At 52.8% G+C, this 22,555-nt stretch carries 20 protein-coding genes and 1 riboswitch; of the genes, 11 read left to right on the forward strand and 9 right to left on the reverse strand.

Annotation, left to right across the window (positions count from 1 at the left end; all coding sequences use genetic code 11):
• The 3 genes from K7X24_RS20570 to purD form a co-directional block, all read left to right on the forward strand.
• A partial coding sequence (locus K7X24_RS20570) for a hypothetical protein (protein WP_224558127.1) occupies window positions 1–193 on the forward strand: 193 nt, incomplete at its 5' end.
• 94 nt (window positions 194–287) lie between these two features.
• Window positions 288–1,877: a bifunctional phosphoribosylaminoimidazolecarboxamide formyltransferase/IMP cyclohydrolase gene (purH, locus tag K7X24_RS20575; protein ID WP_224558128.1), complete on the forward strand. Its 1,590-nt coding sequence runs from the start codon at window positions 288–290 to the stop codon at window positions 1,875–1,877.
• A gap of 17 nt (window positions 1,878–1,894) precedes the next feature.
• Window positions 1,895–3,181, forward strand: a complete 1,287-nt coding sequence (gene purD / locus K7X24_RS20580; protein ID WP_224558129.1) for a phosphoribosylamine--glycine ligase — start codon at window positions 1,895–1,897, stop codon at window positions 3,179–3,181.
• Between the two features lie 281 nt (window positions 3,182–3,462).
• Here purD and K7X24_RS20585 read toward each other — a convergent pair whose 3' ends face one another.
• From K7X24_RS20585 to nudC, 6 genes are all read right to left on the reverse strand, one after another.
• Window positions 3,463–4,149 carry a DUF1481 domain-containing protein gene (locus K7X24_RS20585; protein ID WP_224558130.1) on the reverse strand — a complete coding sequence of 229 codons (687 nt, stop codon included), beginning with the start codon at window positions 4,147–4,149 and terminating at the stop codon, window positions 3,463–3,465.
• Between the two features lie 4 nt (window positions 4,150–4,153).
• Window positions 4,154–4,426 (reverse strand): nucleoid-associated protein HU-alpha, encoded by a 273-nt coding sequence (gene hupA / locus K7X24_RS20590; RefSeq protein WP_005970302.1) that lies wholly within the window; start codon window positions 4,424–4,426, stop codon window positions 4,154–4,156.
• Between the two features lie 204 nt (window positions 4,427–4,630).
• Entirely contained in the window at window positions 4,631–5,221 is a 591-nt protein-coding gene (locus tag K7X24_RS20595; protein ID WP_130634145.1) for a YjaG family protein, read from the reverse strand.
• A gap of 77 nt (window positions 5,222–5,298) precedes the next feature.
• Entirely contained in the window at window positions 5,299–5,988 is a 690-nt protein-coding gene (gene nfi, locus K7X24_RS20600) for a deoxyribonuclease V (RefSeq protein WP_224558131.1), read from the reverse strand.
• A gap of 15 nt (window positions 5,989–6,003) precedes the next feature.
• A complete protein-coding gene (gene hemE / locus K7X24_RS20605) occupies window positions 6,004–7,068 on the reverse strand; it encodes a uroporphyrinogen decarboxylase (RefSeq protein ID WP_039494829.1) in 1,065 nt (354 codons plus the stop codon).
• Window positions 7,069–7,167: 99 nt separating this feature from the next.
• On the reverse strand, window positions 7,168–7,950 hold the full coding sequence (nudC, locus tag K7X24_RS20610; protein WP_224558132.1) for an NAD(+) diphosphatase: 783 nt from the start codon (window positions 7,948–7,950) through the stop codon (window positions 7,168–7,170).
• Between the two features lie 108 nt (window positions 7,951–8,058).
• Between nudC and rsd the strand changes: the two genes are divergently transcribed.
• The 7 genes from rsd to thiH all read left to right on the forward strand — a co-directional run bounded on the left by rsd (window position 8,059) and on the right by thiH (window position 14,386).
• Window positions 8,059–8,520 carry a sigma D regulator gene (gene rsd / locus K7X24_RS20615; protein WP_116586273.1) on the forward strand — a complete coding sequence of 154 codons (462 nt, stop codon included), beginning with the start codon at window positions 8,059–8,061 and terminating at the stop codon, window positions 8,518–8,520.
• A 122-nt stretch (window positions 8,521–8,642) separates the two neighbouring features.
• A riboswitch (TPP riboswitch) is annotated at window positions 8,643–8,797 on the forward strand.
• Window positions 8,798–8,910: 113 nt separating this feature from the next.
• Window positions 8,911–10,866 carry a phosphomethylpyrimidine synthase ThiC gene (gene thiC / locus K7X24_RS20620; protein ID WP_224558133.1) on the forward strand — a complete coding sequence of 652 codons (1,956 nt, stop codon included), beginning with the start codon at window positions 8,911–8,913 and terminating at the stop codon, window positions 10,864–10,866.
• Window positions 10,863–11,504 carry a thiamine phosphate synthase gene (gene thiE / locus K7X24_RS20625; RefSeq protein WP_224558134.1) on the forward strand — a complete coding sequence of 214 codons (642 nt, stop codon included), beginning with the start codon at window positions 10,863–10,865 and terminating at the stop codon, window positions 11,502–11,504. Before thiC ends, thiE begins: the two co-directional genes overlap by 4 nt.
• Before the next feature lies 1 nt (window position 11,505).
• Complete coding sequence (locus K7X24_RS20630) at window positions 11,506–12,300, forward strand: HesA/MoeB/ThiF family protein (protein ID WP_224558135.1); 795 nt, start codon at window positions 11,506–11,508, stop codon at window positions 12,298–12,300.
• Entirely contained in the window at window positions 12,281–12,481 is a 201-nt protein-coding gene (gene thiS / locus K7X24_RS20635) for a sulfur carrier protein ThiS (RefSeq protein WP_103863024.1), read from the forward strand. Before K7X24_RS20630 ends, thiS begins: the two co-directional genes overlap by 20 nt.
• A 1-nt stretch (window position 12,482) precedes the next feature.
• The gene (locus tag K7X24_RS20640; protein WP_224558136.1) at window positions 12,483–13,268 is read left to right on the forward strand and encodes a thiazole synthase; all 786 of its coding nucleotides are present in this window, start codon (window positions 12,483–12,485) and stop codon (window positions 13,266–13,268) included.
• Window positions 13,265–14,386 carry a 2-iminoacetate synthase ThiH gene (gene thiH / locus K7X24_RS20645; protein ID WP_224558137.1) on the forward strand — a complete coding sequence of 374 codons (1,122 nt, stop codon included), beginning with the start codon at window positions 13,265–13,267 and terminating at the stop codon, window positions 14,384–14,386. Before K7X24_RS20640 ends, thiH begins: the two co-directional genes overlap by 4 nt.
• 401 nt (window positions 14,387–14,787) lie before the next feature.
• Here the strand turns inward: thiH and K7X24_RS20650 are convergent, their stop codons facing one another.
• Window positions 14,788–16,224 carry a PLP-dependent aminotransferase family protein gene (locus K7X24_RS20650; RefSeq protein ID WP_224558138.1) on the reverse strand — a complete coding sequence of 479 codons (1,437 nt, stop codon included), beginning with the start codon at window positions 16,222–16,224 and terminating at the stop codon, window positions 14,788–14,790.
• Window positions 16,225–16,454: 230 nt separating this feature from the next.
• Between K7X24_RS20650 and K7X24_RS20655 the strand changes: the two genes are divergently transcribed.
• Entirely contained in the window at window positions 16,455–16,589 is a 135-nt protein-coding gene (locus tag K7X24_RS20655) for a DUF1127 domain-containing protein (protein ID WP_223806376.1), read from the forward strand.
• 95 nt (window positions 16,590–16,684) lie between these two features.
• Here the strand turns inward: K7X24_RS20655 and shiA are convergent, their stop codons facing one another.
• Window positions 16,685–18,082 (reverse strand): shikimate transporter, encoded by a 1,398-nt coding sequence (gene shiA, locus K7X24_RS20660; protein WP_224558139.1) that lies wholly within the window; start codon window positions 18,080–18,082, stop codon window positions 16,685–16,687.
• Between the two features lie 175 nt (window positions 18,083–18,257).
• Window positions 18,258–22,481: a DNA-directed RNA polymerase subunit beta' gene (gene rpoC, locus K7X24_RS20665; protein WP_224558140.1), complete on the reverse strand. Its 4,224-nt coding sequence runs from the start codon at window positions 22,479–22,481 to the stop codon at window positions 18,258–18,260.
• Window positions 22,482–22,555: the final 74 nt, after the last annotated feature.

The following is a 22,555-nucleotide window of genomic DNA, read 5'->3' on the forward strand; positions in this document are numbered from 1 at the left end:
TCAGGCCGCAATAGGTGTTTTAAAGAAAAATGACTGTTTGCTGCATTACACAGCAAAACCCCGCTTTATACCTATTTTTGCACAAACTTATCCACAGAAAGCATTCTACTCAAAAATTGACGAGCATCACGCAAACGTTTTCGCTACAATTCACCCCGTTCAAAATCGTCGTATTTTTGCGAACGCTAACTGAATATTTCTCTTTATTCCGCAATTATTGCTCTGACAAAGACGATATTCACATACCGTTCTTTACTGACTACCCAAATCCAGGGGATAACATCATCATGCAACAACGCCGTCCAATTCGCCGCGCTCTGCTCAGCGTTTCTGACAAAGCAGGTATTGTCGAATTTGCTCAAGCTCTGTCCCACCGTGGCGTCGAGCTCCTTTCAACGGGTGGAACAGCCCGTTTGCTGGCCGATGCTGGGTTAGCGGTGACTGAAGTCTCTGACTACACCGGTTTCCCAGAAATGATGGATGGGCGTGTGAAGACCCTGCACCCGAAAGTACACGGCGGCATTCTGGGACGGCGCGATCAAGATGATGCAATCATGACGCAGCACGACATCAAACCGATTGATATCGTCGTTGTGAATTTGTATCCGTTTGCTCAGACCGTCGCTCGTGAGAACTGCACGTTAGAAGATGCGGTTGAGAATATCGATATCGGTGGCCCGACGATGGTCCGCTCCGCCGCCAAGAACCATAAAGATGTGGCTATCGTAGTCAAGAGCAGCGACTACGGCGCCATCATTAATGAAATCGACGCCAACGAAGGTTCGCTGACCTACGAAACCCGTTTCGATTTAGCCATTAAAGCATTCGAACACACTGCCGCTTACGACAGTATGATTGCCAACTACTTTGGTGCACTGGTTCCGCCTTACCACGGTGATACCGATAAACCATCGGGCCACTTCCCACGCACGTTGAACCTCAACTACATCAAAAAGCAGGACATGCGCTACGGCGAGAACAGCCATCAGCAAGCTGCCTTCTATATAGAAGAGAATATTCACGAGGCCTCTGTCGCCACTTCTACACAGTTACAAGGCAAAGCGCTGTCTTATAACAACATCGCCGACACCGATGCGGCGCTGGAATGTGTGAAAGAATTTGCCGAGCCAGCCTGCGTTATCGTTAAACACGCGAATCCGTGCGGCGTAGCGATTGGCAGTTCAATTCTTGATGCCTACGAACGCGCCTATAAAACTGACCCGACATCTGCATTCGGCGGCATTATCGCTTTCAACCGCGAACTCGATGAAGAGACGGCGCAGGCCATCATCAGCCGCCAGTTTGTCGAAGTCATTATTGCCCCATCTGCCAGTGATGCCGCATTGAAGGTGACCGCTGCAAAACAAAACGTACGTGTCCTGACCAGCGGTAGCTGGCAGCAACGCGTTCCTGGTCTGGATTTCAAACGCGTCAACGGCGGTTTGCTGGTACAGGATCGCGATCTGGGCATGGTCGATGCATCTCAACTGCGTGTCGTGACCGAGCGCCAGCCGAGCGAACAGGAATTACATGATGCCCTTTTCTGCTGGAAAGTGGCTAAGTTCGTTAAATCCAATGCGATTGTGTACGCACGCGATAACATGACCATTGGGATAGGTGCTGGCCAGATGAGCCGCGTTTACTCAGCGAAAATCGCTGGAATCAAAGCGAGCGATGAAGGGCTGGAAGTAAAAGGTTCCGCTATGGCGTCTGATGCGTTCTTCCCATTCCGTGATGGTATTGATGCCGCAGCTGCCGTTGGCATTACCTGTGTGATCCAACCGGGCGGGTCTATTCGTGATGATGAAGTCATTGCCGCCGCCAACGAACACGGCATTGCGATGATCTTTACCGACATGCGCCATTTCCGCCATTAATTCTGGAGCTGACCGAAATGAACATTTTAGTAATTGGTAATGGCGGACGCGAACACGCGCTGGCCTGGAAAGCCTCACAGTCACCGCTGGCGAAACATGTTTATGTTGCTCCGGGAAACGCGGGCACCGCACTTGAACCTGCGCTGACCAACGTCGATATCGCCGCAACGGATATTCCAGCGTTAGTCGCTTTTGCGCAGGAAAACCACATCGATCTAACCATCGTTGGCCCAGAAACACCCTTAGTTATCGGTGTTGTGGATGCGTTTCAGAGCGCGGGTCTAAAAATCTTTGGTCCAACGCAAGGCGCTGCACAGTTAGAAGGCTCTAAAGCCTTTACTAAAGATTTCCTGGCACGCCATAACATCCCAACAGCGGAATACCAGAACTTCACCGAAGTGGAACCCGCACTGGCCTATGTACGCAGTAAAGGCGCACCGATCGTCATCAAGGCCGACGGATTAGCCGCTGGCAAAGGCGTGATTGTCGCCATGACGTTGCAGGAAGCGGAAAACGCCATTCAGGATATGCTAGCGGGGAATGCATTCGGCGATGCCGGACACCGTATCGTGGTGGAAGAGTTCCTTGATGGCGAAGAAGCCAGCTTCATCGTTATGGTGGATGGCAAGAATGTGCTGCCGATGGCAACCAGTCAGGATCATAAACGCGTCGGGGATAAAGACACTGGCCCAAATACCGGTGGCATGGGCGCTTACTCGCCAGCTCCGGTCGTGACCGATGAAATCCACCAGCGGGTGATGGATCAGGTAATTTGGCCGACCGTGAACGGCATGGCCGCTGAGGGAAATACCTACGTCGGTTTCCTGTATGCCGGTCTGATGATTTCTGCCGATGGCCAGCCAAAAGTGATCGAATTCAACTGCCGCTTTGGCGATCCAGAAACACAGCCAATTATGCTGCGCCTGCGTTCCGATCTGGTGGAGCTGTGTCTGGCAGCCTGTGACGGCACGTTGGATCAGAAAGATTCAGTCTGGGATGAACGTCCGTCTCTGGGTGTGGTATTGGCTGCAGGCGGTTACCCGGCTGACTACAATACGGGCGATGTGATTTCCGGTTTACCACAGCAGGATGCCGAAGATGGCAAAGTTTTCCACGCAGGCACCAAGTTGAACGGCATTGATGTCGTCACCAACGGCGGCCGCGTACTGTGCGTCACTGCATTAGGTAATACCGTCGCTGAAGCGCAACAGCGCGCTTATGAAATAGCAGCAGGCATTCAGTGGCAAGGGGTATTCTGTCGAAAAGACATCGGCTACCGTGCCATTGAGCGCGAGCAAGCCTGATAAGTGATGCGATAACGATTGTCTGATAAATACTGAAGCCCGGAGAAATCCGGGTTTTTTATAGCCAGATTCTTTATATACCCTAAATAATTCGAGTTTCAGGCAGGCGGCAAGAGAGGGAATCCCGATGAGCTTACTCAGGTAAGTGATTCGGGTGACTGACAAATCTGCCAGAGGCAGGTTTGAACGCTGCTTGCAGCGGCCCCAACGGGGCGAGGTACACGTAAGTGTGCCGAGTAGCGCAGCCAACGCACATGAAACTTGAAGTATGACGGGTATGGCTATTTAGGCTGCCACTGGCAGACGTCATCTTCCACCACCAGCAATAACTGCGTCCCTTCTGGCGCTTCCAGCCACGCGACGTTTAGCGGGCGCGTTGCATGCGCTTTTTGCTGCGCGATCCATTCACGTGAATCGTTGTCAAAATCAGGGCGAACCACTGTACCGTCACAAGACTGCACCTGCCCTTCCAGCCATTTTCCTTGCTTTAGCCTCACCTTTCCTGCACGCAATACATCGCTCAATTCCAGCATGCGCTTAGCATCAAACTGATAGAGCGCGATTTCATCATCAGAAACTGATTCACGTCTTTCGGCAAGCTGCCGCTGCATAAAGCTGACAGTGCCATCTTCTGCAAAGCGCAAACGCATATCTTCTTGTTGCGCCCCGAGCTGATTACGCTGTATCTCGCGTAGCTTATCCTGTTGGAACGTATAGCGAGTCACCACCAGACCATTACCTTGAAGCGGGTTGTACACGGTGGTCAGTGCCGTCGTATTCTGCGCATCATCCTTACGCCACAAACGCACAACACCACGATCGGCAACGTAACCGCTGGCGAACACTTCCGGCGGTGCGGTGCGGCTACTACAGGCCACCACGGCTATCAGCACGAGGCCTGCGCCACACAAACGTCGTAAAAGCAAAAGGGGCGAAAACGCCCCTCTGCTTAAACTTTTAACCAGCATGGGCTTATTTAACAGCGTCTTTCAGAGCCTTGCCAGAAACAAACGCTGGCACGTTGGCAGCAGCAATTTTGATTTCTTTACCGGTTTGTGGGTTGCGGCCAGTGCGCTCATTACGATGGTTCACTTTAAACGTACCAAAACCAACTAATTGTACTGCATCACCTTCTTTCAGAGACTCGGTAATTGCCGCCAAAGTTGATTCCAGAGCTGCTTTAGCCTGTGCTTTTGACAGATCAGCTTTGTCCGCAATTACATCAATCAGTTGAGTCTTATTCATAAGTTATCCTTACAGTGTGTTTATCGCTTGCTAAGCATCGAGTGCGACGGATATGCCCTTTCCCGTTTCAGGGTGTAATAGCACTCTCCTGCATACACGCACCGACAGCCACTTTTTTTACGCCCCCCAAATGTAGACCAGACAGGGTGCGAATGTGAAGCCTTAAGACAGGCCATTTCAGGCCTTAAATCACGTTTTATCGCGTTATTGATGCAAATTTATCCCGATGTTACTACTTCCGGCCTCGCGCACATCAGAACGGAGCCCTTTGATCAGCTCAATGTCGCGTTCTTCACAAGCCGCCAACAGGCGAAAAATCTCCCATTGGATGTCCCATTCTTCTTCAATTGCAGGCAAAACCTTTAGCTCATCGTCGGTCATTTCTTTGCCTGCCTGCGTCATTTCCAACATGGCAACCGTTCGGATAGACGTTTCGCTAATCGCTATCGCATGTTCCAGCGTTTCACCGCTTAAACGCGAATGAATCAGCTCGCCCAGTGCGATGCAGGCATCAATAGCCGGGTAGACACCGTAAAGATCGTAATCTTCAGCAGCGGGAACCGCTTCTTCCAGCTTTTCCAACTGGCTATCGAAATTGACCTTCGCATCTTTAATAACCAATGTTTCCCATACCAGATCGAGAATGCGACGGTAAACCATCGCGTCGCCGAATTCTGTTTGACGACAAAACTCGTGGTAATTTGGATACATACGTTCACAAAGACATGCCATGAAAGTGACATGTTGCCAGCTCGTCAGCTTTTCCAGACGTAAATGAATGGGGTTACGTAACATTTTTATGCTCATTAACGGCGACGGACGGCAGTGTACCTGAAATCACAGTGACGCCCTATGCCTGAATTCCTAAAGTTTTACGACAATACGTTAGCGCCTTGCTGCCGTTGCCAACGCACAAATGCGGGACGGTTTGATGCGACAGCATCAGCCCAACGAGTCGGCTCCGGTAAACGGTAGCCACGCATACAAGATTGCACCCAGTACAATGCACTATCCTGACTGACTCGATGCCCCGTCGCCACAAACAGTGGATTACAGCGCGCTTTACTGCGCCATACCCAGCCAATCTGCTCGCCCTTATCCAGTAACGGCTGCTGGCTGCCAACACTCTCTGCCAATGGCTCAAATCGGCCACAAAGCCGACTTTTCGCTACGCCAATCGTCGGAACATCAACTAGCAGACCAAAATGGCTGGCAACGCCGAGACGACGCGGATGGGAAATCCCATGCCCATCGACAAACAGCAGATCCGGTTTCTGTTCAAGCAATGCCCACGCAGCGAGCAGCCCAGGACATTCACGAAACGAAAGAAAGCCGGGGATATAAGGCATTGTCGTGCTGATACGCGCAATCTTGTATTCTATCAGTTCCAACGAAGGATAGCGCATTACCGCAATCGCAGCGCGGGTTACCGAACCTTCTTGCTCAAAGCCAACATCCGCACCCGCGATAAACGCGGGCTGCTCAAAAGGTAAATCGTCGTGGCGAATCACATCAGAAGCGCGGGCCAACTGCTCAGCCCGCAGCTGTTGTGTATCAATCACATCACCTCCTGTGAATCATGCGTGATAAGCGCGGGACAACCGATGCACGGCCTCAACAAAAACGCCCGCATGCTCCGGCGGCACATCCTGATGAATGCCGTGACCCAGATTGAAAACATGGCCGTTGCCTTGTCCAAATCCAGCCAGGATCGACGCCACTTCCTGCTCGATCCGTGCCGGATCGGCATACAACATCGACGGATCCATGTTTCCCTGTAGCGCGACTTTATCGCCTACGCGACGGCGTGCGTCAGCAATATCGCTCGTCCAGTCTAGCCCCAACGCGTCGCAGCCCGTTTCTGCCATCGCTTCCAGCCACTGGCCGCCACCTTTAGTGAAGAGCGTCACGGGCACACGGCGACCTTCATTCTCGCGCTGTAAACCATCAACGATCTTGTGCATGTAATGCAGAGAAAATTCTTTGTAGTCGCGTCCGCTCAGCGCGCCGCCCCAGGTATCAAAGACCATCACCGCCTGCGCACCCGCGCGAATCTGCGCGTTGAGATAAAGAATGACGCTATCAGCCAGCTTATCCAGCAACAGGTGTAGCGTTTTAGGCTCGGCGAACATCATTTTCTTGATGACGGTAAACGCTTTGCTGCTACCGCCTTCAACCATATAGGTTGCCAGCGTCCACGGGCTGCCCGAGAAACCAATCAGCGGCACTTCACCGGCAAGGTTTTTACGGATCGTCCGCACGGCGTTCATCACATAGCCAAGTTCCTGCTCTGGATCGGGAACTGGCAGGTTAACCACATCGGCATGCGACGTGATCGGGGAGTGAAAACGTGGGCCTTCCCCCGCTTCAAAATAAAGCCCTAAGCCCATAGCATCAGGGATAGTAAGAATGTCAGAGAACAGGATCGCTGCGTCCAACGCATAGCGCCGTAAAGGTTGTAACGTGACTTCACAAGCCAGCTCTGCGTTTTTACACAGAGACATAAAATCACCCGCCTGCGCGCGCGTTGCCTTATATTCCGGCAGATAACGCCCCGCCTGACGCATCATCCACACCGGGGTGACATCAACGGGTTGGCGTAATAACGCCCGCAAATAGCGATCGTTTTTCAGATCAGTCATGTTCTTTTCCTTTCAACCTCACGGCGGTTCTACACCGGATAGATGTGATGAAACGGATGCGTTATAAGGCAAACGCTTTATGACGCAAATAGTACCACGTCAGCCTTCGTTCTCGTGATAAGTGCGGCACAGTACCACCGTATCCTCGATAAGCCGACGTGCCACAGTGCCCGGCGGAGGCAACTGCGGGAGTTGGTCATAGCGGAACCAGCCTGCATCACGCAGCTCTTTCGGATCGTGCTTGATGTCTCCACCCGCATAATCGGCCATAAACGCCATCATCAGAGAATGAGGGAATGGCCAAGGCTGCGAACTCACGTAACGCAGGTTCTTTATCCGAATTTGGCTCTCTTCCATTACCTCACGCACGACCGTCTGCTCCAGTGTTTCGCCCACTTCAACAAACCCGGCCAGCACGGTGTACATGTTTCCGCGATGCCGATTGTGTTGCGCCAGCAGAATTTCCTCGCCACGGCGAATCGCGACGATGATGCAAGGCGCGATCTGCGGATAATAACGTTCTTTGCAGTGGTGACATAAGCACGCCAGCTCCGTTTTGCTCCGCACCATTTCATGGCCGCAATAACCGCAAAAACGATGAGAGCGATAGAACTCGGCCAACTGTACGCCTCGCCCTGCCAGTTGGAATAAGCCCACGTCCTGATCGAGCAACTGGCGAACTGATGCCATATCGGAATCTCGTCCCTGACAGACCAGCCAGACAGGCAGCCCTTGCCATTCGCCGATTTGGCGAGCTGTTTTCCCCTGCAACGACCACTCTATTGCCGTTCCGCGCGGCAATTCTCCCTGAGGTAACCAGATTTGTACCGCGTCGCTAACCACCCACCAGCCGGTTTCATCACCTTTTAGCGTCTGTTCCATATCTTTTTATTGCTCCACTGCCACTTCACTGGCATTTTACATTCAGAGTGATTACATAAGTTTTATAACTGGGATTTCAGTTATTTCTTACCGTTCACGGAGTCAACAATGCTAAACCAGCTACAAAGTCTAACTGAATACGTTGGTGGCAATAATGCGTTAATCGACCAATGGCTACAAGCGCGTAAGCAGCTTCTGGTGGCTTACTATCATCTGGTTGGCATCAAGCCGAACAAGGAAGCGCTTTCTCTTTTGGATGAAGAGGCATTGGATAATTTTTGCCAGAATCTGGTGGACTATCTTTCTACCGGCCACTTTCATTTATACGAAAAAATGCTGCATGAAGCAGCGACGCACAGCGAACAAGTATTAGCGCTTTCCACCCAGCTCGACCTCGCCCTGCAAAATAACACGCAGCAAATCATGACGTTTTACGATAGCCATCTGGCGGCAGCCATTGACCATGATAACTGCCTCGAATTCCAGCAGGCACTCTCTCACGTCGGCGAAGCATTGGAAGAGCGTTTTACGTTAGAAGACAACATGATCCAGCAGGTTTACGACAAATAGTGGTCATTTGACGCTATTTAAGTAAATCATCACACACTGTAAAGGCAAAAGCGGCACGCTTTGACATCTGCGTTTTGCCGACATACAGTGTAGGGGTTTTATTGGCCCGTTTAAGAGACGGGCATATCTTGTCGGAGTGCCTAGCGTGCTCGTGTTTTGTTTTACGAAATAAATCGTTATGACGAAACTTATGAGCGCACAGGCTGAGACCGTTAATTCGGGATCCGCGGAACCTGATCGGGTTAATACCTGCGAAGGGAACAAGAGTAATGCACCTCATTGAGCCCAAGGCTGTGTATTCCCACATACCTGCTCTGACGCTCAATATCATTATTACTCCCTCCGGCTCCAGACAAGCAATCTTCCCTTTACGTCTTACAGGAACTTGCTATGTCTACAGAACCCTTGTCTATAAAAGCAGTGTCATCCAAATCCGGTCGCCGTGAACAGCGTGCCGCCGCCCAGCAGTTTATTGAAACCTTACAGGGAACCGCCTTTCCCAATTCCAAACGCATTTACCTGACAGGTTCACGCGATGACATCCACGTACCGATGCGGGAGATTCAGCTTAGCCCGACGTTGCTTGGCGGCAGTAAAGACAACCCCCAATACGAACCCAATGAGCCAATCCCTGTTTACGATACTTCAGGGCCTTATGGCGATCCGGCTGCGCAACCCGATGTCCGCGTTGGGCTAGCGAAGCTGCGCGCCAGCTGGATTGCAGAACGTCACGACACCGAAGCGCTATCCGGCGTCAGCTCTGATTTCACCCAACAGCGTCTGGCGGATGCGGGTCTGGATCATCTGCGTTTCGAACACCTGCCACGACCTTTGCGCGCCAAAACGGGCCAACGCGTCACCCAGCTCCACTATGCGCGACAGGGCATGATTACCCCCGAAATGGAATTTATCGCTATTCGTGAAAATATGGGGCGCGAGCGCATTCGCGGCGAGGTACTGCGCCAGCAGCATCCAGGGCAAAGTTTTGGCGCCCTTCTGCCAGAAAATATCACGCCGGAATTTGTCCGTCAGGAAGTGGCTGCCGGGCGCGCTATTATTCCCTCAAACATCAATCACCCTGAATCGGAACCGATGATTATCGGCCGCAATTTTCTGGTGAAGGTTAACGCCAATATCGGCAATTCCGCTGTGACATCTTCCATCGAAGAAGAGGTGGAAAAGCTGGTCTGGTCTACCCGTTGGGGCGCGGATACGGTGATGGATCTCTCAACCGGCCGCTATATTCACGAAACGCGCGAATGGATTCTGCGTAACAGCCCCGTGCCGATCGGGACAGTACCGATTTATCAGGCGCTGGAAAAAGTGAACGGCATGGCGGAAAACCTGAACTGGGAAATGTTCCGCGATACGCTGCTGGAGCAAGCAGAACAGGGCGTGGATTATTTCACCATCCACGCTGGCGTGCTGTTGCGCTATGTGCCGATGACGGCCAAACGCCTGACCGGCATCGTCTCACGCGGCGGTTCCATTATGGCGAAGTGGTGCCTGTCGCATCACAAAGAGAGCTTCCTGTACGAGCACTTCCGGGAAATCTGTGAAATTTGTGCCGCTTACGATGTCGCGTTGTCGCTGGGTGACGGTTTACGTCCGGGCTCCATTCAGGATGCCAACGACGAAGCCCAGTTTGCCGAGCTGCATACGCTAGGCGAGCTGACCAAAATCGCCTGGGAATACGACGTTCAGGTGATGATCGAAGGCCCCGGCCACGTTCCGATGCAGATGATCCGCCGCAATATGACCGAAGAGCTGGAACACTGCCACGAAGCACCATTCTATACGCTCGGCCCGCTGACCACAGATATCGCACCGGGTTACGATCACTTCACCTCTGGCATCGGTGCCGCCATGATCGGCTGGTTCGGCTGTGCAATGCTCTGTTACGTGACGCCGAAGGAACATCTTGGCTTGCCGAACAAAGAAGACGTCAAGCAGGGGCTGATTACCTACAAGATCGCCGCTCACGCCGCTGATTTGGCGAAAGGCCACCCCGGTGCGCAGATCCGTGATAACGCCATGTCAAAAGCACGTTTCGAATTCCGCTGGGAAGACCAGTTCAATCTGGCGCTCGATCCCCAAACGGCCCGTGCCTACCACGATGAAACGCTGCCGCAGGAATCCGGCAAAGTCGCCCACTTCTGTTCCATGTGCGGCCCTAAATTCTGCTCGATGAAAATCTCACAGGAAGTACGCGACTACGCCGCGAAACAGGAAGCAGAAGCCAAACCAGTTGAAGTGGGTATGGCGCAGATGTCGCAAGAATTCCGCTCGCGCGGCAGCGAGCTTTATCACAGCGCCACCAGCCTGCAAACCGAGGAAAGCAAATGACGGACTCGACGACTTTTGCCCCAACGGCACAGCGACTGGGGCTTTATCCCGTCGTCGATAGCGTGGAGTGGATCGAGCGACTACTCGGCGTCGGGGTGAAAACGATCCAGCTCAGGATAAAAGATCGGTCAGATGAACAAGCCGAAACCGATGTGATCCAGGCGATCGCATTGGGTCGCCGCTATCAAGCGCAGCTCTTCATCAATGACTACTGGAAATTAGCGGTAAAACATCAGGCATACGGCGTACATCTGGGTCAGGAAGACCTGGATACTGCCGATCTGGCCGCCATTAAAAAAGCGGGTCTGCGCTTAGGCGTCTCTACGCATGACGATCGTGAACTGGCACGCGCGGTAGCGATAAACCCGTCCTATATCGCGCTGGGGCATATTTTCCCCACGCAAACCAAGGATATGCCATCAGCGCCGCAGGGGCTGGCCGAACTAACGCGGCACATAACCGATCTGCAGGACCGTTTTCCTACCGTTGCAATTGGCGGCATCAGCATAGACAGAGTACCTGCGGTGCTGGCAACGGGCGTCGGCAGCATTGCCGTTGTCAGCGCCATTACTCAGGCACCAGACTGGCAGCAGGCCACCGCGACGCTGCTCAAAATGATTGAAGGACGGGAGGCATGACATGGTAACGACTCACCATCCAACGCCTGCCGGACTGAGCGATAGTGAATTCATGCGCTATAGCCGCCAACTGATGCTGGAAGATATTGGCCCGGAAGGTCAGGAGAAACTCAAAGCCGCCCGCGTTCTGCTGGTTGGGTTGGGTGGGCTGGGGGCGCCCGCCTCGCTCTATCTGGCTGCCGCTGGGGTCGGCACGCTACTGCTTGCCGACGATGACTCACTGCACATCAGCAACCTGCAACGCCAGATTCTGTATCGCACCAGCGACACCGACAAACCCAAAGCCGTGTTAGCGCAGCATCAGCTACAGGCATTAAATCCGCACTCAGAAGCGATTGCGATTACCGAAAGGCTCAGCGGTGACGCGTTATACAGCGCCGTCAGCCGCGTCGATCTGGTGCTGGATTGCAGCGACAACATGACAACTCGCCATGCGGTTAACGCCGCCTGCTTTAGCGCAGGCAAGCCGCTCATCAGCGGGAGCGCCGTCGGTTTCAGCGGCCAGCTCGCGGTCTTCGCACCGCCTTATCACGCTGGCTGCTACGCCTGCCTGTACCCCGATACGACCGAACCACAGCGCAATTGCCGCACCGCTGGCGTGCTGGGTCCGGTGGTCGGCGTTATTGGCACGCTTCAGGCGCTGGAAGCGATCAAACTGCTGGCCGGTATACCGTCCGCGCTAGACGGCAAGCTGAGGATGTTCAATGGCAAACAGCAGAGCTGGAACACGCTCCAGCTGACGCGCGCACCCCATTGCCCGGTATGTGGAGGGGTGCATGAAAATCACGCTGAATGATGAGCCCTTTGAATGCCCAGAGGCCACCACGGTTGAAGCGCTGCTGAGCCAGATAAATCGGCTCCAGCCTGGCACAGCGCTGGCCATCAACCAAACCATTATCCCGCACGCCATCTGGTCACAGCATCAGGTGCAAGACGGTGATGACATTTTGCTTTTTCAGGCAATCGCGGGAGGATGACATGCTGCACATTGCCGATACGACATTAACTTCACGGCTGCTGACCGGCACCGGGAAATTCGCCACGCCAAAATTGATGCTGGCAGCACTTGAGGCTTCTGGTTCTCAGTTAGTCACCATGGCGATGAAACGCGTTGACCTGAACGGCGGCAACGACGCCATTCTCGCCCCGCTACGTCAGCTTGGTATTAAGCTGCTGCCGAATACCTCAGGGGCCAAAACCGCAGACGAAGCCATTTTTGCGGCCCGACTGGCGCGAGAAGCGCTGGGCACTCGCTGGCTGAAGCTGGAAATTCACCCCGATGTGAAATACCTGCTGCCCGATCCTATCGAAACCCTGAAAGCCGCCGAACAGCTGGTAAAAGAGGGATTCACGGTGCTGCCTTACTGCGGTGCCGACCCTGTGTTGTGCAAACGGTTGGAAGAAGTCGGCTGCGCGGCAGTGATGCCGCTGGGCGCGCCGATCGGCTCCAATCAAGGACTGCAAACGCGTGATTTTCTTCGCATCATCATCGAACAGGCGCGTGTTCCGGTTATTGTCGATGCGGGCATTGGCGCACCCAGTCATGCGGCCGAGGCACTGGAAATAGGAGCCGACGCCGTACTGGTCAATACGGCCATCGCCGTTGCCCGCGATCCTGTGGCGATGGCACACGCATTCAGACTGGCAGTCGATGCCGGTGGGCTTGCCTGTCAGGCCGGTCTGGGAAATAAGCAATTTGTCGCCAGTGCCACCAGCCCGCTCACCGGTTTTCTGCATCAGCAAACGGAAGGGGCGGAGCGATGAGCGTCGATTTTCAAACCATCTGGGAACAGCTCGACTGGGATGACCTGACGCTGTGCATCAACAGTAAAACCGCACGTGATGTCGAGCGAGCGCTTGCTGCACCACACCTGACGCGTGACGATTTTATGGCGCTCATTTCACCTGCCGCCAGCGCCTATCTGGAGCCGCTAGCCCAGCGGGCACAGCAACTCACCCGGCAACGTTTCGGCAATGCGGTGAGTTTCTATGTGCCGCTATATCTATCCAACCTCTGCTCCAACGACTGCACCTACTGCGGCTTTTCAATGAGCAATCACATCAAGCGAAAAACGCTGGATGAGGCAGAGATCCTACGTGAATGCGCCGCCATCAAGGAACTGGGGTTTGAACACCTGTTGCTCGTGACCGGCGAACACCAGCGTAAAGTAGGCATGGATTATTTTCGTCGCGTCTTTCCGCTGATCCGACCGCTCTTCAGTTCGCTGATGATTGAAGTTCAGCCGCTGTCGCAAGACGAATATGCCGAGTTGAAAACGCTGGGGTTGGATGGCGTGATGGTCTATCAGGAAACCTATCATCCGGCGACCTACCAACTGCATCATCTAAAAGGACAAAAGCAGGATTTCCATTGGCGACTCGCCACGCCGGATCGGCTTGGGCGTGCCGGGATCGACAAGATCGGGCTGGGCGCTTTAATCGGCCTGTCCAATAGCTGGCGAACCGACTGCTACATGGTGGCGGAACATCTGTTGCACTTACAGCGGAACTACTGGCAGAGCCGATATTCTATCTCGTTCCCTCGTCTGCGCCCCTGTACGGGCGGCATTGAGCCGGCGTCGCTCATGGATGAAGCGCAGCTCATGCAGGTCATTTGTGCATTCCGGCTGCTGTCGCCGGATATTGAGCTGTCACTTTCCACGCGTGAATCGCCTTTCTTTCGCGATCATGCCATTCCTATCGCGATTAACAACGTCAGCGCATTTTCCAAAACCCAGCCGGGTGGCTACGCCGACGACCATCCTGAACTGGAACAGTTTTCACCGCATGATTCACGACGCCCTGAAGACGTGGCGCAAGCCATCATACGAGCAGGTCTCCAGCCTGTATGGAAAGACTGGGACAGTTATTTAGGCAGATAGTCATTGAGCAGGTAACGCGGCGATATGCCTGATATTGGTCACTGAAGCGTGAAGTGAGAGGGAAACACGGTGATGAGGCTCCCGCAGGGACACCTCGCACCGTGGTAGCCCTCGCATCTCGGATCTTAAGCGATTGGTATGCGTGATACGCATGATTTGGGATGCTGCTCGCAGGCCGGAATGAGAATTACACGGAAGGTGACATTCTCAGGATAGCACCGCGCAAGATGACATTCAGCCTATCGTCACGGCCTGCGACGAAGAATACAGTAGCGTCGTTGGCAAGCCTGAGCATGATTACGGAGCTTGCTGGCCGGAGCTATTTGCTACTTATCAGCTCTGCACATCAACCCGCCGATACGGGGCTTATCCTTACCCGTATCGGCCCTTCCCTAAAATTATCAGGATGCGTTTTGGTCAGGAAAAGTGTGCATCATCTTCGCGATTTCACTACCCACGATGCGCAGCCCTTCCCTCATTTCTTCCGTAAAGCGATTGGCATAATTGAGCCGAAGACAATTACGATATTTGCCTGAGGCGGAGAAGAGCGAACCTGCGGCTATCTGTATGCCCGCTTTTCTGACCTCACGGCTGAGCTTGAGCGAATCAAAATATTCGGGCAATTCAATCCACATCAGAAACCCACCCTGAGGACGGCTCACACAGATGTTTGACGGAAAATACTCACGCACCCAGCAGGTAAACGTATCCAGATTAGCCTTGTACTGAGCACGCATACGGCGTAGATGAGGCTGATAGTGTCCGTTACGGATAAATTCCGCCACGGCTAGCTGAGGCTGCACCACCGTCGATCCTGTACTGATGTATTTTGTATGAATCACCCGCTCCAGATAGCGCCCCGGAGCAATCCAGCCAACGCGCAAACCGGGAGCCAGATTCTTTGAAAACGAGCTGCACAAGAGTACACGTCCATCTTCATCAAATGATTTTATCGCGCGGGGACGCGGATATTCATAGGCCAGCTCGCCATAGGCATCATCTTCAATAATCGCGATATCAAAATGCTGCGCCAGCGTCACCAGCGATTTTTTACGGGCATCAGGCATGATGAAACCAAGCGGATTGTTACAGCTCGGCACCAGAAGTACGGCTTTGATCGGCCACTGATCCAGCGCCAGTCTTAACGCTTCAAGACTGATCCCCGTCACCGAATCGGTCGGGATCTCGATCGCTTTGATATCCATCCCACGGAGGATCTGCATCGTACCCGGAAAAGCTGGTGATTCAACGGCCACGATGTCGCCGGGTTGGCAAACCGCGCGGACGGCCACAAATAAGGCTTCCTGACATCCGGTCGTGATCACAATATCATCTTGCGTTAGCTGGCAGCCACAGTCGACGGTAAGACGAGCAATCTGTTCGCGCAACGCAGGCACGCCATACACGCTGTCATATTGTAAAACCCTAGGATCCTGATATTGGCAGAGGCGACTCATCTCTTTCCACAGTGGTTTGATGGTCGGCTGGCTCACATCCGGCATTCCGCTACCAAATTTCAGCACGTTGGTTTCCAGACGCACGTTCACCAACTCCAGCACCGATTCCCACTGCGTGATCTCAACCGGGCGTTGGGCAGGACGCGTCAGCGCGGGTACGGGCGGCGTTGCCTTGCGCGGCGTGACAAAATATCCCGAACGCGGCTGCGGCATAATCAACTGCCGGGTTTCCAGCAGGTGATAGGCTTGCTGTACGGTACTGATGCTCACACCATGCTCTGTACTCAGTGCCCGCACAGAAGGCAGCCGCTCTCCGCTTTGGTACAACCCTTGTTCGATCCGCTGTTCTAACAGCCCAGCCAGGTGTTGATAACGCGTCATCAGTATCATTCCCTATCAATATTCACAGCAGTAACCAGTACAGATTCAAATAAAAATCACCATTCAGATGCAATATCACACAATCTGTATGCTAAAAAAATGGATTTTTTGAGTCTGTATTGAAAATGGCTTTCACCTCATCATAGCGATCATTCACTGGCGAGGGGGAAAATATGGAATTTCATGAGAATCGATCACAAAAACCGTTCCGCGAGTCACCGTTTTGGCTCATGCTGATTTTGCCGTACCGCTTGTGGAAAGCCTGGCGAGCAAGAGCGAACACGCTGAAGATACTACGAAATATGAGCGATGACGGACTCAAGGATATTGGGCTAAAGCGAAGCGATCTTGATCGGTTCAGATAGTGCCGCGGCAAAAAACAGTAGACAAAAAACAGTAGAAGTGTGCCGATACAAACACTGTATCTGTATCGGCACGCTAGATTGGTGAGGCGAGGAGATTAGTGAGGTAAGGCATCCGCCGGTGTGGCTTTCATCCGCATCCCGACAATCGCCGACAGTAAGCAGCCAATGGTAAGGTAAGCTGCCACTCCGTGCCATGAACCATCCATAAACTGCACCAGCAGAACGGCGATAAAAGGCGTAAACCCGCCGCCAACCACGCTGGCAACCTGATAACCTACACCCGCCCCACTATAGCGGTACGCCGTACCAAATAGCTCGGTAAACATCGGCTGCTGTACGCTAACGATCATATCGTGGGCAATATTTGCAAGCATGATGGCAAAGAACAAGATCATCAGCGTGTTATGGCTTTCCAGCGCCATAAAGAATGGCACCGCACTCGCAGCCCCAATCAGCGCACCGGTAACATAGATACGACGGCGGCCAAAGCTATCTGCCAGATAGGCAAAGCAAGGAATAGATACGCAGCTGATCGCCCCCACCAGCAGCCCGATATTCAGGAAAATATCCCGCGATAGCCCAAGATGGGTGGTGGAGTAATTGAGGGCAAACGCGGTGACGATATACATCGTTAACAGTTCGCCAAGCCGTAGCGCAATAATCAGCAAAAATGCTTTCGGATGCTGGCGCAGTGCTTCCATGATAGGAAACGAACGCAGTTTGCTTGCTCTTTCTCCCAGCGTTTTATTCGCCTCAAACTCCTGAGACTCATCCATCCCGTTACGCACCCACCAGGCGATAGCCACCAGAATCAGGCTGAATAAGAACGGCAAACGCCAGCCCCAGGTAGTAAATTCTTCATTGGTCGTCAAATTGCTCACCACCGATACCGACCCAGTAGCCAATAACAGACCAACCCCAAAGCCAACCTGTACACCGCTGCTGTAAAACGCTTTCTTCTTCTTAGGCGCATTCTCTACCGCCAACAGCGCCGCCCCACCCCATTCACCACCGACCGCGAATCCTTGAATTGCCCTCAGCGTAACCAGCAGCACCGGTGCCCACCAGCCAATGGAATCAAACGACGGCAACAGGCCAATCAACGCAGTAGAAATGCCCATCATCCAGACCGTAATCATCAACATCCGTTTACGGCCCAGCTTATCGCCAAAGTGGCCAAACACCATGCCGCCTAACGGGCGGAACAGGAAACCAACGCCAAACGTACCAAATGCCGCCAGCGTCCCCATCGTTGGGCTAATTTGTGGGAAAAATTCGGTATTAAATACAAGAGCGGCAACAATTCCGTACAGTAAAAAATCATACCAATCGACAACAGCACCAACAAAACTGCCCCATGCTGCACGTTTTGCTCGATGTTGAGAGTGGCTTACTGACTGTGTTTGTAGGGTTTTATCGGAAGAAAGTGAATCATCCTGATGAGGTAATGAGCCGCCATGCTGCGGGAGTGTTGGCGTAGTTGAGGTATCCATATCAGTTCCGTTCTATTTACTTTACATCACTGTACAACAAAAAAATTTTAAAAGGAAAAAAACACATAACAATGGCCCGCTAGGGTAGTTAACAAGGCATTAGCCATAAAAAAACCCCGACCATAATAGTCGAGGTTTTTGTTATTTACCGCATGATGGTTCAGCGTAAAGAGACTTATTTATCGTCGCTGCTACCAAAACCTGCATTCAGCAGTTCAGCCAAGTTAGCAGAAGCTTCTTCAGCACTCACCTGAGGCACGACAGGGGCTTCACCCGCCTGACGGCGGCGCATACGATCCTGATGGTACGCATAACCTGTACCCGCAGGGATCAGACGACCTACGATAACGTTCTCTTTCAGGCCACGCAGCTCATCACGTTTACCCGCAACAGCGGCTTCGGTAAGTACGCGAGTGGTTTCCTGGAACGATGCCGCAGAAATGAAGGACTCGGTCGCCAGAGATGCTTTGGTGATACCCAGCAGATCGCGGCTGAACGTTGCCGTAATCTTGCCATCCGCTTCCAACTGGCGGTTAGCAATCTTGATGCGAGAGAATTCTGCCTGTTCGCCTTCAAGGAACTCCGTGCCACCAGCGCTAACGATGGTGCCTTTACGCAACATCTGACGAACGATAACTTCAATGTGTTTATCGTTAATCTTAACGCCTTGCAGGCGGTAAACTTCCTGAACTTCGTTGGTGATATAACGCGTTACTGCATGTACACCACGCAGACGCAGGATATCGTGCGGAGACTCTGGGCCGTCGGAAACAACGTCACCACGTTCCACCACTTCACCTTCGAACACGTTGAGCTGACGCCATTTCGGAATCATCTCTTCGTAAGCATCGCTGCCATCCAACGGAGAAATTACCAGACGGCGTTTGCCTTTGGTTTCTTTTCCGAAGGAAATGATACCGCTGATCTCTGCCAGAATAGCCGGCTCTTTCGGACGACGGGCTTCGAACAGGTCGGCTACGCGTGGCAGACCACCGGTAATATCTTTGGTACCACTGGATTCTTGAGGGAGACGCGCTAATGTATCACCAGCACCAATCTGCACCCCATCTTCCAACTGAACAATCGTTTTACCCGGCAGGAAGTATTGAGCAGGCATATCAGTACCTGGGATCAGTACATCTTCACCTTTTCCGTCAACGATTTTCAGTGCTGGACGCAAGTCTTTACCACTACCGGTGCGCTCTGCGCTATCCAGAACGACGATAGAAGACAAACCAGTCAGTTCATCGGTCTGGCGAGTAATGGTCTGACCGTCAATCATATCAGCAAAGCGGATGAAGCCGCTTACCTCTGTCACCACAGGCATGGTATGCGGGTCCCAGTTTGCGACGGTTTCGCCACCGCTAACTTCAGAGCCATCACCCTTCGCCATCACTGCACCGTAAGGCACTTTATAGCTTTCTTTGGTACGTCCGAATTCGTCGATCAGTTTCAGTTCAGTATTACGTGAAGTAATAACCAGTTTACCGTTGCTGTTCATAACGAACTTCGCGTTGTTCAGTTTCAGGCTACCTTTGTTTTTCACCTGAATGCTGGACTCAGCTGCCGCACGCGATGCCGCACCACCGATGTGGAACGTACGCATGGTTAACTGTGTACCCGGTTCACCGATGGACTGTGCCGCGATAACCCCGATGGCCTCACCTTTGTTGATGATATGACCACGAGCCAGATCGCGACCGTAGCAATTGGCGCACACGCCAAAGTCGGTTTCGCAGCTTACGACTGAACGTACTTTAACGGCGTCAACGGAGTTCTCTTCCAACATGTCACACCACTGCTCATTCAGCAGCGTGTTACGTGGAACCAGAATATCCGCCGTGCCCGGTTTGATCACGTCTTCAGCCGTTACACGGCCCAGTACGCGCTCACGCAGTGGCTCTTTAACATCACCACCCTCGATAACCGGCGTCATCATGATACCTTCATGGGTACCACAGTCGTCCTCGGTCACAACTAGATCCTGCGCAACGTCAACCAGACGACGCGTCAGATAACCGGAGTTCGCCGTTTTCAGCGCGGTATCTGCCAGACCTTTACGCGCACCGTGCGTCGAGATGAAGTACTGGAGTACGTTCAGACCTTCACGGAAGTTTGCAGTAATCGGTGTCTCGATGATGGAACCATCTGGTTTCGCCATCAGACCACGCATACCCGCCAACTGACGAATCTGTGCCGCAGAACCACGCGCACCGGAGTCGGCCATCATAAAGATGCTGTTGAAAGAAACCTGCTGCTCAACCACGCCATCACGGTTAACCACATCCTCAACGGACAGGTTTTCCATCATCGCTTTCGCAACACGTTCGTTCGCCGCTGCCCAGATATCGATCACTTTGTTATAGCGTTCGCCCGCGGTAACCAGACCAGACTGGAACTGCTCCTGAATCTCGGCAACTTCGGTTTCGGCTTCTTCGATAATCTCGGCTTTTTTCTCCGGGATAACCATGTCATCGATACCTACGGAAGCACCAGAGCGCGCCGCGTAAGCAAAACCGGTGTACATAGTCTGGTCAGCGAAGATAACTGTCGGCTTCAGACCCAAAATGCGGTAACAGGTGTTCAGCATTTTGGAGATCGCTTTCTTGCCCAGAGGCTGGTTAACGATCGAGTACGGCAGACCTTTCGGTACGATCATCCACAGGATGGCACGGCCGATAGTCGTATCGATAATCGACGTCTGATGCGTAACCTCGCCTTCGATGCTCTTGATCTCTTCCGTGATACGCACTTTAACGCGCGCATGCAGAGAGGCCAGACCAGCGCGATAAACGCGTTCAGCTTCTTTCGGACCCGTGAGCACCATGCCTTCGCCTTTGGCGTTAACACAGTCACGCGTCATGTAATACAGACCCAATACCACGTCCTGAGAAGGAACGATGATTGGCTCACCATTCGCAGGGGACAGGATGTTGTTGGTCGACATCATCAACGCACGCGCTTCCAACTGGGCTTCCAGCGTCAACGGTACGTGTACAGCCATCTGGTCACCATCGAAGTCGGCGTTATATGCCGCACAAACCAGCGGGTGCAGCTGGATCGCTTTACCTTCGATCAGAACCGGTTCAAATGCCTGGATACCCAAACGGTGCAGTGTTGGTGCACGGTTCAGCAGTACCGGGTGTTCGCGGATAACTTCGTCCAGGATATCCCATACGACAGCTTCTTCGCGCTCAACCATTTTCTTGGCGGCTTTAATGGTGGTAGCAAGACCACGCAGTTCCAGCTTGCCGTAGATGAACGGTTTGAACAGCTCCAGTGCCATTTTCTTCGGCAGACCACACTGGTGCAGACGCAGGTATGGACCAACGGTGATTACAGAACGACCGGAGTAGTCAACACGCTTACCGAGCAGGTTCTGACGGAAACGACCCTGTTTACCTTTGATCATATCGGCCAAAGATTTCAGAGGACGTTTGTTAGAACCGGTGATCGCACGACCACGACGGCCGTTATCCAGCAGGGCATCAACCGCTTCCTGCAACATACGCTTTTCGTTGCGTACGATGATATCCGGCGCAGCCAGATCCAGCAGACGTTTCAAACGGTTGTTACGGTTAATCACGCGACGATACAGATCGTTCAGGTCGGAAGTCGCGAAACGACCACCGTCCAGCGGAACCAACGGACGCAAATCTGGTGGCAGTACTGGCAGAACGGTCAGGATCATCCACTCTGGCTTGTTACCAGACTGTACGAATGCTTCCAGCAGCTTAATGCGTTTCGTCAGCTTCTTACGTTTGGTTTCAGAGTTGGTTTCGGTCAGCTCTTCACGCAGTTGCTCACATTCTTGCTCCAGATCCATGTTCTTCAGCAGAGCTTGGATCGCTTCGGCACCCATTTTTGCGTCGAATTCATCACCAAACTCTTCCAGCGCATCCAGATACTGCTCTTCAGTCAGGATTTGACGGCGCTCAAGGTTGGTCATACCGCCTTCAACCACGACATAAGATTCAAAATAAAGCACACGTTCAATATCACGCAGCGGCATATCTAACAGCAAACCGATACGGGAAGGCAGTGACTTCAGGAACCAGATGTGCGCAGTCGGAGAAGCCAGCTCGATGTGACCCATACGCTCACGACGTACTTTAGTTTGGGTCACTTCAACGCCGCACTTCTCACAAATAACACCGCGGTGTTTCAGGCGCTTATACTTACCACACAAGCACTCATAATCTTTTACTGGCCCAAAGATACGGGCACAGAAAAGGCCGTCACGTTCAGGTTTGAACGTACGGTAGTTGATGGTTTCTGGCTTTTTAACTTCACCAAAAGACCACGAACGGATCATGTCTGGCGAGGCCAGAGCAATTTTGATCGCATCAAACTCTTCGGTCTTAGTTTGCGCTTTCAGAAACTTTAATAAGTCTTTCACGGATTGGCTCCTGTCGGAGTTAGACCTGATAGACACCTGAACCATGCCGTTAAAAACACAATTCAGGTGTCCCT

Source organism: Pectobacterium versatile (assembly GCF_020166435.1).
GTDB classification, from domain to species: Bacteria; Pseudomonadota; Gammaproteobacteria; order Enterobacterales; family Enterobacteriaceae; genus Pectobacterium; species Pectobacterium versatile.